The organism is Bacillus sp. EKM420B, assembly GCF_011065565.1.
GTDB lineage: Bacteria > Bacillota > Bacilli > Bacillales > Bacillaceae > Bacillus > Bacillus velezensis.
In genome coordinates this window covers 209153-224133 of sequence record NZ_JAAMNX010000003.1, presented here as the reverse complement: position 1 = coordinate 224133, position 14981 = coordinate 209153, and the positions used below count along the sequence as shown (strand labels likewise).

The following is a 14981-nucleotide window of genomic DNA, read 5'->3' as shown; positions in this document are numbered from 1 at the left end:
TTAATATCAGTTTATACGACTTTGGCTTCTTTTCTCAGCAGTGATACAAGCTCCTTCGCCTGCTCAGCGGCTTCTCCTTCGATCAGTCTGCCCGCTTCTTTTTGCGGCGGCAGAAAACGTTCGATCGTTTTGAGCTTCGGTGCGGCATCATCTTCATCAATGCCGAGATCATCGAGCTCAAGTTCTTCCAGCGGTTTTTTCTTCGCCTTCATAATGCCCGGAAGCGACGGATAGCGCGGCTCGTTTAAGCCTTGCTGTGCCGTGATGACTAAAGGAAGTGAGGTTTTAATGATTTCGGTATCCCCTTCGTTGTCTTTCTCTGCCACAGCTTCATCGCCGCTGATTGTCAGTTTTGTAATCGTTGTGACGCAAGGAATGTTAAGCAGTTCGGCAAGCCTTGGAGCCACTTGGCCGGAACCGCCGTCAATCGCGACATTTCCGCCGAGAATCAGATCATATTCCCGGTCCTTGAAATAATGATATAAGATAGTTGAAATGGAGTATTGGTCAGGATCGCTCAAATCATCTTCAATATTGATTAACACCGCCTGGTCACAGCCCATCGCAAGGGCGGTTCTCAGTTCTTTCTCCGCATCTTCTCCGCCGACGGTTACGGCGGTCACGGTTCCGCCGTGCTCTTCCTTCAGCTGAATGGCTTCTTCAATGGCGTATTCATCATACGGATTAATGATAAATTCGGCCCCGTCCTCCTGAATCTTTCCTGCTTCAATGACGATTTTCTCTTCTGTGTCAAACGTCCGTTTCATCAGTACAAATAGATTCATATTCTTATCCCCTTTATCTTCGCCCACCGAATTGAGGCTTTCTTTTTTCGAGAAATGCCTGAATGCCTTCTTTTGCGTCATCTGATGCAAATGCTTCCCCAAATCGCTTTGCTTCAAGCTTTAAGCCGCCGTCATAAGAATAGACCTTGTTTGAATAAAGGAGCTCAAGCAGAGAAGCCATCGACTGCGGGCTTTTTTCCGCAAACTTGCCCGCGAGCGTTTTCGCTTTTTGCAGCAGCTCTTCCTCATGTTCGGCGCCTATCGTGACAAGACCGAGGCTGAGCGCTTCTTCTCCGGTCACAGGTTCTGAAGTGCCGATCATTTCAAGCGCTTTCGCCGTACCGACGTACCGGGGAAGCCGCTGCGTCCCGGCAAAGCCCGGAATAATGCCGAGATTCAGCTCGGGCAGGCCGAGCTTTGCATCCAATGTTGCGATTCTGATATGGCAGGCCATGGCAAGCTCAAGGCCGCCGCCGAGCGCAGCGCCGTGAATCGCCGCGATAACGGGCTTCGGAAACCCTTCAATTCTTTCCATCAGCTGCTGGCCTTTATCCGCCATGGCAGAAGATTGCTCAAGATTTTCAAGCGACGTAAATTCCTTTATATCGGCGCCCGCCGAGAAAAATTTCCCCTCTCCGCGAATGATGATGCTTCTGACGCTGTCATCTGTTTCACAGCGGTCGAACAGACCGGACAACTCATCTAAAACCGCACCGGACAGCGCGTTGGCCGGCTGATGATTAATGGTGATCACCGCAACAGATTGTTCTACCGCCATCGAAAGGCTGTTCATCCGTCAACCCCCTTTAGTTTTGATGAATCCCTGACACCAACAGCTCCAATACCTTGTCTGACAAATCCGGAAGATCATATTTCTGATCGTTCATCACCCATGTTGTCACTGTTTCATCTATCGTCCCGAATATCATCTGCCGGGCGAGGCGGACGTCGAGATTATCTTTCCATTCGCCCGACTCGATTCCTTCGGTCAAAATGGTGTCCAGCATGTTTAAATAACCTTTTAAAATATCATTGATTTTCAGGCGCAGCTTGATATTCGACTGTCTGAGCTCAAGCTGGGTCACAATCGCGAGGTGGCGGTCATTGCCGAGCAGTGTGAAATGCTGCTTAATAACGAGAGCGAGTTTTTCTTTTGCCGTCGTTTTTTCTTTCACTTCTTCTTCCATGCGTTCAATGAACTGGCCCATCTTTTCTTTAAAAAGAGAAATGAGTATATCCTCTTTGTTTTTGAAATATAAATAGATGGTGCCGTCCGCAACGCCGGCCTGCTTGGCGATTTTGGACACCTGTGATTGGTGATAGCCGTTTTCCGCTATGACTTCTACTGCTGCATCAATAATCTGCATATACTTTGGCCGTTTTTGGTTCAATGTCATCGTTCCTTCCTTCGATAAATGAATGACTATTCATTCATAACTTCATAATAAAAAGGAATCCGGATTTTGTCAAGTTTTTCTTTTAAGGCACCTTGTTTTCATGGGAAGCATCTTCCTCTTCGACTAAACGCCTTCTTAATATTTTTCCGACGGCCGTTTTCGGAAGCTCTTTTCTGAATTCGTACAGCTTCGGGACTTTGTACGGCGCAAGCCGCTCTCTTGCAAACGCATCAAGCTCATCGGGATCTGCCTCAGCGCCTTTTTTCAAAACGATAAATGCTTTCACCGTTTCCCCCCTGTAGGAATCAGGAACGCCCGCTACGACGATTTCCTGAACGGCTTCATGCTCATAAAGCGCCTCTTCCACCTCCCGGGGGTAGATGTTGTATCCGCCGGCAATGATGATGTCTTTTTTCCTGTCGGCGATGTAGAAAAATCCTTCCTCATCCATATATCCCATATCTCCGGTAAACAGCCAGCCGTCTCTGATGACACGCGCCGTCTCCTCCTGTTTATTCCAGTAGCCTTTCATGACCTGAGGGCCTTTTACGATCAGCTCGCCGTGTTCATACGGCTCCGCAAGCCCGCCTTTTTCTTCTGAATAGATTCCGGCATCGGTATTGGGCCAGGGACAGCCGATGCTGCCGGGTTTATTTTTTCCCCAGATGAAGTTTGAATGGGTAACCGGTGATGCTTCGGATAATCCGTAGCCTTCCACAAGCTTTCCTCCGGTCACTTTTTCAAATTTCTGTTTGACCTCAACCGGAAGCGCCGCTGAACCGCTCGGACAGCTTTCAATGGAGGACAGATCATACTTATTCAGCTCCGGGTGATGCAGCAGCCCGATGTAAATCGTCGGTGCCCCGGGGAAAACCGTCGGCTTCAGCCTGTCGATTGTTTTCAGGGTATCAAGAGGATTGAATTTGGGAAGAAGGATCATTTCACATCCCTGCATAATGGAAAAATTGAGCACGGCGGTCAATCCGTACACATGAAAAAAAGGCACGATGCCGAGCACCTTTTCGGCTCCCTTTTTCATTTTGTACATCCAGGCGGCGCACATTTCTGTATTGGCCTGAATGTTTCGGTGTGTGAGCATGACGCCTTTCGGATAGCCGGTTGTTCCGCCCGTGTATTGAAGCACTGCGATGTCATGCGCAGGGTCAATATCAAATGGCTCTGCTTCCTCCGCTTTTTCGTTTTTTAAAATATCCGCTAATTTGTGAATTTGTTCGCAGCCGTCATAATCAATATGCACCTGTTGTTTTTGCGTGAGCGTATAAAGCATATTTTTCGGAAACGGCAAAAAGTCTTTTATACTTGTTGTAATAATGCGTTCGACGAGTGATAACGTTTTCATTTTTATCACTTTCGGAAACAGCATATCGAGGGTGATGATCACGCGCGGCGCACTGTCTTTGAGCTGATACTCAAGCTCGTGTTCCGTGTAGAGAGGATTGGTCTGAACGACAATGCCGCCGGCAAACAATACGCCGTAAAAAGCGATGACCGACTGCGGACAATTGGGCAGCATAATGGCGGCTCTGTCACCTTTTTTCAGGCCTGTTTTACGTAAAAAAGCGGCTAGCTTTAATGAATCTGTGAGAACGTCTTGGAATGTGAGTTTTTTTCCTAGAAAATAAATGGCGGTATGGTTCGGGAATTGAGCTGCGGAGTTTGTCAGATTGGATGGCAGGGTTTGATCGGTAAATTCAAGCTCATGCGGAATCTCTTCGGGATATTGAGAAAGCCATGGCTTTTCAGACTGCATAATACCTCTCCCTTCTGTTTTCCTATACGCTATTATTATAGCAGAAGGGTGATTGGAATGGGAAAGCGTTTCATGTGAAATTTCGAGTTTCGGGAGGTGTTGAGTTTGCTGGAAACGCTGCATTTTGAAGAGGGAGTTCCTATCCTGCGCCAGCTGCCGAAGCCGTTTACATCGGCCGCCTTTTTGCTCCATCCCTTTGTCCGGATGCCGGATGGGCGGGAAGAGCAAAAGCGCAAACGGCCTTATGAACATATGTATCCGAGTGATGAGGAGATCATCGCGATGGGCAGACCCGTTTCCTGGCAAACCGTCATGAGCATTTGCGGCCTGCGTTCTGAAAAAGAAACGGCGCTTGCGCTTATGACTGCTGTCACGGCATTGCGGGAGGAATATGCACATCCTGAATCCGCCGAGCGGTTAAATCGGCTCCATCCCGATCTGTACTTGCCGAGCGATGATGTCACTTCGCCATTTTTGATTCCGGGACTTTTGGATGTGTTCCGTTCAAAAGGCATAAAGCGCTGCACTTATTATGAGCCTGTCGAAGAGAAAGGCATATTTTCACTCAATCAAACGGCGGCTTCGGATGTATGCGGACTGCTGCGGGCTGACATGATCATTGCCGATGAAAAACGGCGCGCCGCTTTTATGAGCATATATGATTCTTTTACGACACTCTTTCTCATGGAAGAACAAGACATTCAGTCTGTCGTCCGCGCCATGAATTGGGAGTCCGTCATTTGCTCTGATACGGCCTGCATCAACTGGTATTCTCAATAAAAAAGGCCGCCGATTTGAGTTCGGCAGCCTTTTTTCAGTATTAAGATGTCATGACCAGATAAATAAGTCCGATGAACAGAAAAATCCCCGCTGCCGACAGCAGCACTTTCGCAAGCTTCTCCATTTTTCCCCGTCCCCTTAAATCCCGGCGGCCACCACAAATGACAGGCCGACTGAGATGACAAATGAAATAAAGCCGACAGCTCTGTTATCTTTTTCAATTTCTTTATCAATTTTAAACCGGGGCGTCAGAAATTCAAAGATAAAATAGCTGATTAAAAGCATAATAAATCCGTATACGCCCCAGCCGATCATTTGCAAAAGCGAATTATGCTGGGCGATGCTGTGCTGAAAGACATTCGCGATACCGAGAATTTTCCCTCCGGTCGCCATTGCCACCGCAAGATTGCCTTTTTGGATTTCCACCCAGTTTTTATAGGATGTCACCAATTCAAACACGGTCAGAAAAATGACGAGACACAAGACGGCCACACTGTAATAAGCCGCGATTTCAACAAGCTCATTTTCCCAAAAAGCATTCATGACGTTTTCTCCCTTTTTATTTTAGTTCGACAATCGTTACGCCTGATCCTCCTTCTCCCGCTTCCCCGAACCGCGCGCTTTTCACGCTGCGGTGGTTTTTCAGAAGATCCTGCACCCCTTTGCGGAGGGCGCCCGTGCCTTTTCCGTGAATGATGGACACTCTCGGATAGCCGGCAAGCACCGCGTCATCTAAATATTTTTCGACGCGGCTGAGGGCGTTTTCGTAACGCTCTCCCCTGAGGTCAAGTTCAAGGGATACGTGATAATCCTTCCCTTTTACGGCGGTGATTGCTTTTTCTTTTTTCGGTTCAGTAGCCGATTTGAGAAACTCAAGATCTTTTTCCTTCACCTTCATTTTGAGGATGCCGATTTGGACGTTCCATTCTTTCTCGCCGGTTTTTTCAAGCAGCGCCCCTTTTTGTCCGAATGTGAGCACCTTTACTTCGTCGCCCGGCTTCAGCTCGCGTTTTTTCTCTGTTTTTCTTTCCGGCTGCTTTGATTTTTCAAAAGCCGGCATCGCGTCTCCGAGACGTTTTTTGGCGTCAATCAGCTCGTGTTCCTTAAAGGATCTGTGTTCTTGCTTGATGGACCTGAGCTCGCGGATAATCTGTTCGGCTTCATTTGCGGCGGCTTCCAGTTTTTCCGCAGCTTTCCGCTCGGCTTCTTCCATCATTTTATCTTTTTGGGCATTCAGCTCAATGATTTGCTGCTGAAGCTCTTTGTGCAGTTTTTCTGCTTCTTTTCTGAGTGATTCGGTTTCAGAAAGCTCTTCATCCGCTCTTTTTTTGCTTTTTTCAAGCGATGCGATCATCAAATCGATTTCGTTATGTTCGGCGGTCATTTCTGACTTCGCCTGGCCGATGATATGCTCCGGAAGCCCAAGGCGTCTTGAGATTTCAAATGCGTTGCTTCGGCCCGGCACTCCGATCAGAAGTTTATAGGTAGGCGAAAGCGTTTCAATGTCAAATTCAACGCTGGCATTCATGACGCCTTGTCTGTTATATCCGTATGCTTTCAGTTCCGGATAATGGGTTGTCGCAAGCACTCTGGCGTTTGTCCGGTGAACTTCGTCAAGGATGCTCATGGCAAGCGCCGCCCCTTCCTGCGGATCTGTTCCGGCACCGAGTTCGTCAAACAGCACAAGACTGTTTTCAGACACGTCTTTTAAAATATTGACGATATTGACCATGTGGGATGAGAACGTACTCAGACTTTGTTCGATCGACTGTTCATCGCCGATATCGGCAAACACATTGTCAAATACGGCTGCTTCTGATCCCTCGTCAGCCGGTATGTGCAGTCCTGCCTGCGCCATTATCGTCAGCAGCCCGAGTGTTTTTAACGTAACGGTTTTACCGCCCGTATTCGGTCCCGTGATGACGATCGTTGAATAATCTCCGCCCAGTTCAATATCGTTGGCCACGACTTGATCTTGGGGCAGCAGCGGATGGCGCGCTTTTTTCAGACGGATAAAGCCGTCTCCGTTCATGAATGGTTTTGTCGCCTTAATTGCTTTTGCGTATCTCGCTTTGGCGAAAATGAAATCCAGTGTCTGCAGCACTTCCACATTTTGAGCGATTTCTTGTGTGTGTTCAGCCGTATGCTCCGTCAGCATCCGGAGAATCCGTTCGATTTCCTGTTTTTCTTTTACTTTCGCCTGCTGAAGCGAGTTGTTCATATCTACGATCGCCTGCGGTTCAATAAACAGTGTCGCACCGGATGAAGATGTATCGTGGACAATTCCGCCGTAGCTTGATCTGTACTCCTGTTTGACCGGGATGACAAAGCGGTCATTCCGAATCGTAACGATGGTGTCAGACAGCATTTTAGAAGCGGAAGATGAACGCAGCATCGATTCAAGCCGGTCTCTGACTCTTGATTCAAGCGTCCTGAGCTGTGTGCGGATTCCCCTTAAAGCGGGAGACGCATGATCAAGTACTTCACCATGGTCATCGATGCAGGAGTTAATCTCCCTTTCCAAATCGCCTAATGTAATCAGCTCTTCTGCATGGGCCTGTATCAGCGGAATGCCGACGCCGTCTTCTGTCATTTGGCTGATAAAATGCTTCATTTGTTTAACGGCATACAGCAGCCCGGACAATTCGGTGAATTCCGCCGGCGTCAGCACACTGCCGATTTCCGCCCGCCGTAAAGCGGATCTTATGTCGGTCAGGCCGCCGAACGGAGCATGGCCTCTCAAGCGCATGATTGCGGATGCTTCTTCGACTTCATCCAGCTGTTTTTGGATGTCGGTTAGATCCGTCAAAGGTTTCAGCTGCAGAAGTTTCTCCCGGCCGAGCGATGAGGCGGCATGTGCGGTAATCTGTTCTTTTACTTTATGAAATTCAAGTGATGATAACACTTTTTGCTGCACGGTTTTATGGTCCTCCTTACTTAATCATTGCGCGTCAGAAATGCTTTGACCTCATGTAGCGGCCGGGCGTTTAACACATGTTTTGTCTCCGTCCAGCCTTTGCGCGCAGCGGTCACGCCCGTTTTCATATCATCGAGCATCTCGATATTATGGGCATCGGTATTAATGACCAAAGTCACACCTTTTTCATTTGCTTTGATCAGATGCTCAGTACGTAAATCGAGGCGCGCGGGGTTTGCATTCAGTTCAAGCGCCGTATTTGTTTTGGCGGCGAGCTCAATCAGCATATCGATGTCGACTTCATAGCCGGCCCGTCTGCCGATCAGGCGGCCCGTCGGGTGGGCGATAATGTCCACGTGCTTATTCGTCAGCGCCTGTTCAAGCCGTTTCATAATGACATGCTCCGGCTGGCTGAAACTTGAATGAATAGATGCGATGACAAGATCCATTTCAGACAGAACACTGTCATCATAATCAAGCGAACCGTCGGGGAGAATGTCCATTTCTACGCCTTTAAAAATATGAAAATGTTCAAATTCAGCATTTAACGCGTCAATTTCTTCCGCCTGTTTTTTGAGCCGTTCGGCCGTTAACCCGTTGGCTACCTTTAAATATTGGGAATGATCGGTGATCGCCATGTACTGGTAGCCTTTTGCCATACATGCTTCTGCCATTTCTCTGATGGAAAAAGCGCCGTCACTCCAGGCTGAGTGCATGTGGAGATCGCCTTTTATCGCTTTATGCTCCACAAGGTCCGTTTCTTCCCGGTACGTGTCGACCTCCTGCCCGCTTTCTCTGAGCTCAGGAGGAATAAACGGCAGACCGAAGTGGGCGTAAAACGCTTCTTCGCTCGGGAATGTTTTGACGTCTCCCGTTTCTATGGTTTCTACTCCGTATTCACTGATCCGTTCACCGCGCTCTTTCGCCAGCTGGCGCATTTTAATGTTGTGATCTTTAGAACCGGTAAAATGATGCAGTGTAGTGGCAAACTGTTCCTCTGTCACAAGCCGGAAATCCACACTCGTCTCATATTCAAATGTGAGGATAACCGATACTTTTGTATCCCCGCTCGCTATCACGTCTTTTACGTTCGGGAGGGAAAGAAGCTGTTCTCTGACAGCCTCCGGATGATCTGTAGCGATAATGTAATCCAGATCTTTTACGGTTTCCCGCGCTCTTCTGAGACTGCCGGCCCGGGAATATTTCTGAATATCCGTCAGCCGGGCCAAATGTTCTTCAATGACTGAAGCAATGCTGAGCGCATAGCCGATCGGAAACCGTTCCGGCTGTTTTCCGGCTTCTCCGAGAGCCTGAAGGATTTTCTCCTCCGTTTTTTTGCCGAAACCGGCGAGCCCCTGTACTTTTTGCTGCTCGCATGCTTCTTTCAGCGATTCCGCGTCATGAACACCCAGTTCCTGGTACAGCTTGGCGATTTTTTTGCCGCCGAGGCCCGGAAGCTTCAAAAGAGGAACCAAGCCTTCCGGGACTTCTTTCTGCAATTGGAGAAGCGTGCCGGACACACCTTCCTGCATATATTCACGAATGACGCCGTAGGTGCCTTTTCCGATTCCGGATAAAGACATCATGTCGTCGATTTCCGACAGGCTGCGGTCATCCTGCTCAAGCGCCGCTGCCGCTTTTCGGAAGGCTGATATTTTAAACGGGTTGTCCCCTTTCAGTTCCATATAGACCGCAATCGTTTCAAGCAGCCTGATGATATCTTTTTTATGCATACTGTTAACCCCCAGTCGTTTCCTGCTTTTCATCATACAAATTTTTCTCCTCCGGCACAACTGACGCAGAGCTTGAAAAAAACTTCTCCGGTCAAGAGAAGTTTTTTATGCCCCGTACTGGGCCCACAGTTCTTGCAGGAGCCCTGACAGATACGGCGTATGATGTGTGATGATATTTGCAAGCGTCGATTGTGCGAGCATATCCTGAAGCGCGCTTACCGGCAGTACGGATGCGACGTATAACAGGATAAACGCAAATAAATAGACTTCCAGAAATCCAAGCACCCCGCCCAGCAGTTTGTTGATCTGTTTAATGACCGGAATGCCGGCGATGATATTAAGCGCCGCTCCGATAATCCGGAGCAGAATCTTTGCGATGATAAACAAAATGACAAACGCGATCGCGTTGTAATAAGCCGTCTCCACGTTTCCTTTAATAAACGACAGAGCCGCCTGCCCGCCGGAAAAATCAGGCGCGGGTATAAAACTCAGATGCGGGGCCAGATTTTTGTAAAAAAGCGCCGCAAACGCAATCGAGAGGATGAAGCTCGTTAAATATATAAATTGGAGGATAAACCCTCTTTTTAATCCAAGCAATGTGCCCATTAAGAGCAGAACTAAGATGATGATATCTATCATATGGTGTTCATTCCTTTTCTTTAAGCTGCCGCTCCAGTATTTCATATTTTTCTTGCAGTTTCATATAATCATGCACGACATTGACCGCAGTCAATACAGCGAGCTTATTTATATCAAGATATGGATTTTTCTCGTTGATTTCTCTCATTTTATCATCAACCATTCCGGCCACATGGCGCATGTGCGCTTTGCTTTCTTCTCCGATAATGGTGAAGTGCTGGCCGTAAATGTTTACTGTCGTTTTGGTTTTTTTGCCGTCAGACAACGTTTCTCCTCCATTCCGCGAGAATCCTAGTTCCTATCATACCACGATTATCGTTTGAATGGAAAGACGAGCCTCGGGCTGTTATGATACACTGGTATATACAGTGAAAAGTGCCAAAAAAGGAGATTATATCGTGTCCCATTCTGTTATAAAAGTATCCGCTTCCGCTATGGAACAAATGAAACAATCCTATGCCGGCTCCCTAACTCCCGCCGTTCCGCAGGGCGCCGTCTTCCAGGCCAAGCCTCCGGGCTGTACCATTACAGCCTACCGCTCGGGCAAGGTTCTCTTTCAAGGAAAAAACGCCGGCACAGAAGCGGCCCGCTGGGGAACGGCTGAGGCGCCGAAAGCAAAGAAAACCGTCAAAAAAGCGGCCGACCCGCTTTACGCTCCCCCGGCGGGCATTGCCTCCATGTCAGTGATCGGCTCTGATGAAGTCGGAACAGGCGATTACTTCGGGCCGATAACGGTTGCCTGCGCTTACGCAGACAAAACCAAGCTTTCTTTAATGAAAGAACTCGGTGTGAAGGATTCGAAGGATTTAAAAGATCCGCAGATTATTGAAATCGCCAAACTGTTAATTAAAACCATTCCTTACAGCCTGCTTGTGTTAAAAAACGAAAAATATAATCAGATGCAGGAAAAAGGCATGAGCCAAGGAAAAATGAAGGCGCTCCTTCATAATCAGGCGATTTCCAATCTGCTGAGAAAAATGAACGGCGTTAAACCGGAAGCGATTCTGATTGACCAATTCGCAGAGCCCGGCATTTATTTTAAGCATCTTTCCGGACGGGATATCGTAAAAGAAAAAACGTTTTTCAGCACGAAAGCGGAAAGCATACATCTTTCCGTCGCCGCAGCCTCTATCATTGCGCGATATTCTTTCTTAATTGAAATGGATAAGCTTTCCCGTGAGGCTGGGATGACGATTCCAAAGGGCGCGGGGCCGCACGTCGATGAAGCTGCCGCCAAGCTGATCATCAATAAGGGAGAAGGTGCGCTCAGAACGTTCACCAAACTTCATTTTGCCAATACGCAAAAAGCGAAACGCCTTGTAGAACGGAAACGGTCATAATAAAAAAGCTTGCAGAATGATCTGCAAGCTTTTTCTTTATCCTCTTAATACCGCCTGATACGTTTCTTCCAGCGCTTTCAGCACGTTTTCATGTACTTTTGTCACTTCTTCTTCTGTCAATGTTTGTTCAGGGTTAACATATTGGAGCGAGAAGGCGACGGATTTTTTGCCCTCTTCCATATGCTCACCTTCGTACACATCAAATACGGTGACTTCTTTCAGCAGCGCGCCGCCGGCTTCTTTGATCACGGCTTCGAGCTGTCCGCTTGTAACGGTTTTATCTGCCACAAGCGCAATGTCGCGCGTGACGGACGGGTACTTCGGAATCGGCGTATACACGACAGGTTCTGTTTCCTCGGTCAGAAGCGCGTGCAGATCAAGCTCGAACACATACGTTTCTTTGATATCCAGCTCTTTTTCCATTGCCGGATGCACCTGGCCGATAAATCCGGCAAGCGAACCGTTCAATAGAATGTTTGCCGTCCGGCCGGGATGCATGTTTTTGCGTTCAGACTGGACAAATTCAACCCGGTCTGACACATTCAATTGATGCAGCAGGCCTTCAACGATTCCTTTGGCGACGAAGAAATCAACCGGCTTTTTCTCACCCTGCCATAAATTTTTGCGCCACAATCCGGTTACAGCTCCGGCAACCCGTTCTTTTTCAACCGGTTTTGTGTTTTCTTCTTTCGTCAGAAAAACAGAACCCGTTTCATATAAAGCAACGGAATCAGTCTGTCTGGCCAGATTGTATGAAACGGCTTCAAGAAGATTCGGCACGAGGCTGTGTCTGAGAATGCTTCTTTCTTCGCTCATTGGCAGAGCAAGCATCGTGTTGAATGATTTTTCAATCGCAAAAGCGGCCGCTTTTTTATCATTCGTTAATGAATAAGTGGTCGCTTGTGAAAGACCCGCTCCTTCAAGAAAACGTCTCACTTTCCGGCGTTTTGCCTGATACGGTGTCAAGCCGCCTGTCGTGCCGGCCGTTTCCGGAAGCGTGGACGGAATATTGTCATATCCGTACAATCTCGCCGCTTCTTCAATCAGGTCTTCTTCTATTCTAATATCTCCGCGGCGCGACGGCACCGTTACGACAAGAACGTCTTCAGCTTCACCGACTGCAAACCCGAGGCGCTTGTAAATGCTGATGATTTCTTCTTTAGCGATTGCCATGCCGAGCACGGCGTTCACTTTTTCAACAGACACGTGAATGTTGTTTGCTTCGATTTTCAGATGGTTTTCTTCAACCGTGCCTGAGAGCACTTCTCCGCCGGCATACGCCTGAATGAGACTGCAGGCCCGTTCAGCCGCCAGCAAAACGCGGGCCGGATCAATGCCTTTTTCATATCTGGCGCTCGCTTCGCTTCTCAGTCCGAGGTCTCTCGACGCTTTGCGGACGGTCTGTCCGTCGAAATAAGCGGCTTCCAGTAAAATCGCAGTGGTGTCTTCACGGACTTCAGACTCGGCTCCGCCCATGACTCCCGCAACGGCTTGCGCTTTTTTTCCGTTTGTGATGACCAAATGGCTGCTTGACAGCTTGCGCTCTTGTTCATCCAGCGTCACGATGGTTTCGTTTTCCGCCGCTTTTCTGACGACGACCTCTTTTGAACCGAACCGGTCGTAATCGAAAGCGTGAAGCGGCTGTCCGTACTCAAGGAGGACGAAGTTTGTAATGTCCACGACGTTATTATGCGGGCGGATGCCTGCATTCATCAGCTTCGTCTGCATCCAAAGCGGTGACGGGCCGATTTTGACGTTTTTAATGATTTTTGCGGCATAATGCGGATTGGCCTGCGTATCTTCAATCTTGACGGAAACAGCATCCGCCGCTTTTTCTGCCGCTTTTTCATATGAAGCCGCCGGAAGCTTTACCTCTGCGCCGAGGATAGCCGCCACTTCATAAGCCACGCCAAGCATGTTCATCGCGTCGGCGCGGTTCGGCGTTAAGCCCAATTCTAAAATCGCATCATCAAGCTGAAGGGCCGCCATTGCGTCAGCTCCCGTTTCAGCATCATTCGGAAAAACGAAAATGCCTTCCGCATATTCTTTCGCCACGAGCTTGCTTTCAATGCCGAGCTCCTGAAGGGAACAGATCATGCCGTGAGACGCTTCGCCGCGCAGCTTGGCTTTTTTAATTTTGAAATTGCCGGGAAGCACGGCTCCGACCGTTGCAACGGCAACCTTCTGTCCTTTATCAACATTCGGGGCGCCGCAGATAATCTGCACGGGTTCCTCCGCACCGATATCAACAAGGCATTTGTTGAGTTTGTCGGCATTCGGGTGCTGTTCACGCTCAAGCACGTGTCCGATGACAACGCCTTTTACGCCTTCCCCTTTATACTCAATACCCTCAACTTCAATACCGGCTCTTGTAATTTTTTCTGCAAGCACGGCCGGGTCGATTCCCTGCAAGTCAACGTAATCTTCTAACCATTTATATGAAACAAACATGTGTATCCTCCTCTTACGCCTGTTTAAACTGCGAAATGAATCTGACATCATTGGTATAGAAATGGCGGATATCTTCAATGCCGTATTTCAGCATCGCGATACGTTCAACACCCATTCCGAAAGCGAAACCCTGGTATTCCTCAGGATTGAATCCGGCCATCTTCAGCACGTTCGGGTGAACCATGCCGGCGCCGAGAATTTCGATCCAACCTGTTTTTTTGCAGACGGAGCAGCCTTGGCCGCCGCACTTAAAGCAGGTTACATCCACCTCGACAGAAGGCTCTGTGAATGGGAAAAAGCTCGGACGGAGCCTGATTTCACGGTCTTGGCCGAACATTTTTTTGGCGACCAATTCAAGCGTGCCTTTCAGGTCGCTCATGCTGATTTTGCGGTCCACGACGAGACCCTCGATCTGCATGAACTGATGGGAATGTGTCGCGTCATCGTTGTCGCGGCGATACACTTTACCGGGACAAATGATTTTGACGGGGCCTTTTCCTTTATGCTTTTCCATCGTGCGCGTCTGCACCGGTGACGTCTGCGTTCTCATCAGCATTTCTTCTGTAATGTAAAAGCTGTCCTGCATGTCGCGGGCCGGATGTTCCTTCGGCAGGTTCAGCGCCTCAAAGTTGTAATAATCCGTTTCCACTTCAGGGCCTTCTTCGACGGTATATCCCATGCCGATAAATAAATCTTCAATTTCTTCAATAACGACCGTCAGCGGATGGCGCCCGCCGATGTTTACCTGACTGCCCGGCAATGTGACGTCAATCGTCTGGCTGCTGAGTTTTTTATTCATCTCTTCTTGTTCAAGCTGTTCATTTTTCGCCGTAATGGCTGCTGCAATGCGCTCTCTCACTTCATTGGCGAGCGCTCCCATTTTCGGGCGCTCTTCGGCGGACAGTTTGCCCATGCCGCGGAGAACTTCTGTAATCGGCCCTTTTTTTCCGAGATATTGCACCCGAATGTCGTTAACTTCTTTTAATGAACCCGCCGCTTCTACTTTTTCTGCAGCTTCCAGTTCAAGCTGTTTAAGCTTCTCTTCCATCATGCATCCTCCTTTTATGTAAACCAAACCGTTCTATGCCTTTTTCAGAAAACAAAAAAACCCGCCCCTTGAGAGAAGGGACGAGTTGTGGCCGCGGTACCACCCTTTTTAAGGCAGACT

Annotated in this window: 13 protein-coding genes; 2 read left to right on the top strand and 11 right to left on the bottom strand. The window is 48.5% G+C overall.

Annotation, left to right across the window (positions count from 1 at the left end; all coding sequences use genetic code 11):
* Positions 1-11: 11 nt before the first annotated feature.
* The 4 genes from G9F48_RS11140 to G9F48_RS11125 all read right to left on the bottom strand — a co-directional run bounded on the left by G9F48_RS11140 (position 12) and on the right by G9F48_RS11125 (position 3953).
* A complete protein-coding gene (locus tag G9F48_RS11140; RefSeq protein WP_017418310.1) occupies positions 12-785 on the bottom strand; it encodes an electron transfer flavoprotein subunit beta/FixA family protein in 774 nt (257 codons plus the stop codon).
* A 13-nt stretch (positions 786-798) separates the two neighbouring features.
* Complete coding sequence (locus G9F48_RS11135) at positions 799-1578, bottom strand: enoyl-CoA hydratase (RefSeq protein ID WP_003152548.1); 780 nt, start codon at positions 1576-1578, stop codon at positions 799-801.
* Positions 1579-1591: 13 nt separating this feature from the next.
* Positions 1592-2176, bottom strand: coding sequence for a TetR/AcrR family transcriptional regulator (locus G9F48_RS11130; RefSeq protein WP_014470798.1), 585 nt, complete (start codon positions 2174-2176; stop codon positions 1592-1594).
* Positions 2177-2264: 88 nt separating this feature from the next.
* Positions 2265-3953 carry an AMP-binding protein gene (locus G9F48_RS11125; protein ID WP_156735622.1) on the bottom strand — a complete coding sequence of 563 codons (1689 nt, stop codon included), beginning with the start codon at positions 3951-3953 and terminating at the stop codon, positions 2265-2267.
* 105 nt (positions 3954-4058) lie between these two features.
* Here G9F48_RS11125 and G9F48_RS11120 point away from each other — a divergent pair, with 105 nt between their 5' ends.
* Complete coding sequence (locus G9F48_RS11120; RefSeq protein WP_165409494.1) at positions 4059-4733, top strand: DUF2711 family protein; 675 nt, start codon at positions 4059-4061, stop codon at positions 4731-4733.
* A 138-nt stretch (positions 4734-4871) separates the two neighbouring features.
* Here the strand turns inward: G9F48_RS11120 and G9F48_RS11115 are convergent, their stop codons facing one another.
* The 5 genes from G9F48_RS11115 to zapA form a co-directional block, all read right to left on the bottom strand.
* Complete coding sequence (locus G9F48_RS11115; protein ID WP_003152541.1) at positions 4872-5276, bottom strand: DUF350 domain-containing protein; 405 nt, start codon at positions 5274-5276, stop codon at positions 4872-4874.
* Between the two features lie 16 nt (positions 5277-5292).
* Complete coding sequence (locus tag G9F48_RS11110) at positions 5293-7650, bottom strand: endonuclease MutS2 (RefSeq protein ID WP_165409493.1); 2358 nt, start codon at positions 7648-7650, stop codon at positions 5293-5295.
* A 20-nt stretch (positions 7651-7670) separates the two neighbouring features.
* Entirely contained in the window at positions 7671-9383 is a 1713-nt protein-coding gene (gene polX / locus G9F48_RS11105) for a DNA polymerase/3'-5' exonuclease PolX (protein WP_077723170.1), read from the bottom strand.
* Positions 9384-9488: 105 nt separating this feature from the next.
* Complete coding sequence (locus G9F48_RS11100) at positions 9489-10022, bottom strand: CvpA family protein (protein ID WP_003152534.1); 534 nt, start codon at positions 10020-10022, stop codon at positions 9489-9491.
* A gap of 7 nt (positions 10023-10029) precedes the next feature.
* Complete coding sequence (gene zapA, locus G9F48_RS11095) at positions 10030-10287, bottom strand: cell division protein ZapA (protein WP_003152533.1); 258 nt, start codon at positions 10285-10287, stop codon at positions 10030-10032.
* Positions 10288-10420: 133 nt separating this feature from the next.
* Here zapA and rnhC point away from each other — a divergent pair, with 133 nt between their 5' ends.
* Positions 10421-11362 carry a ribonuclease HIII gene (gene rnhC / locus G9F48_RS11090; protein ID WP_012118136.1) on the top strand — a complete coding sequence of 314 codons (942 nt, stop codon included), beginning with the start codon at positions 10421-10423 and terminating at the stop codon, positions 11360-11362.
* A 36-nt stretch (positions 11363-11398) separates the two neighbouring features.
* Here the strand turns inward: rnhC and pheT are convergent, their stop codons facing one another.
* On the bottom strand, positions 11399-13813 hold the full coding sequence (gene pheT / locus G9F48_RS11085; RefSeq protein ID WP_165409492.1) for a phenylalanine--tRNA ligase subunit beta: 2415 nt from the start codon (positions 13811-13813) through the stop codon (positions 11399-11401).
* 13 nt (positions 13814-13826) lie between these two features.
* The gene (gene pheS, locus G9F48_RS11080; RefSeq protein WP_003152530.1) at positions 13827-14861 is read right to left on the bottom strand and encodes a phenylalanine--tRNA ligase subunit alpha; all 1035 of its coding nucleotides are present in this window, start codon (positions 14859-14861) and stop codon (positions 13827-13829) included.
* Positions 14862-14981 lie beyond the last annotated feature (120 nt).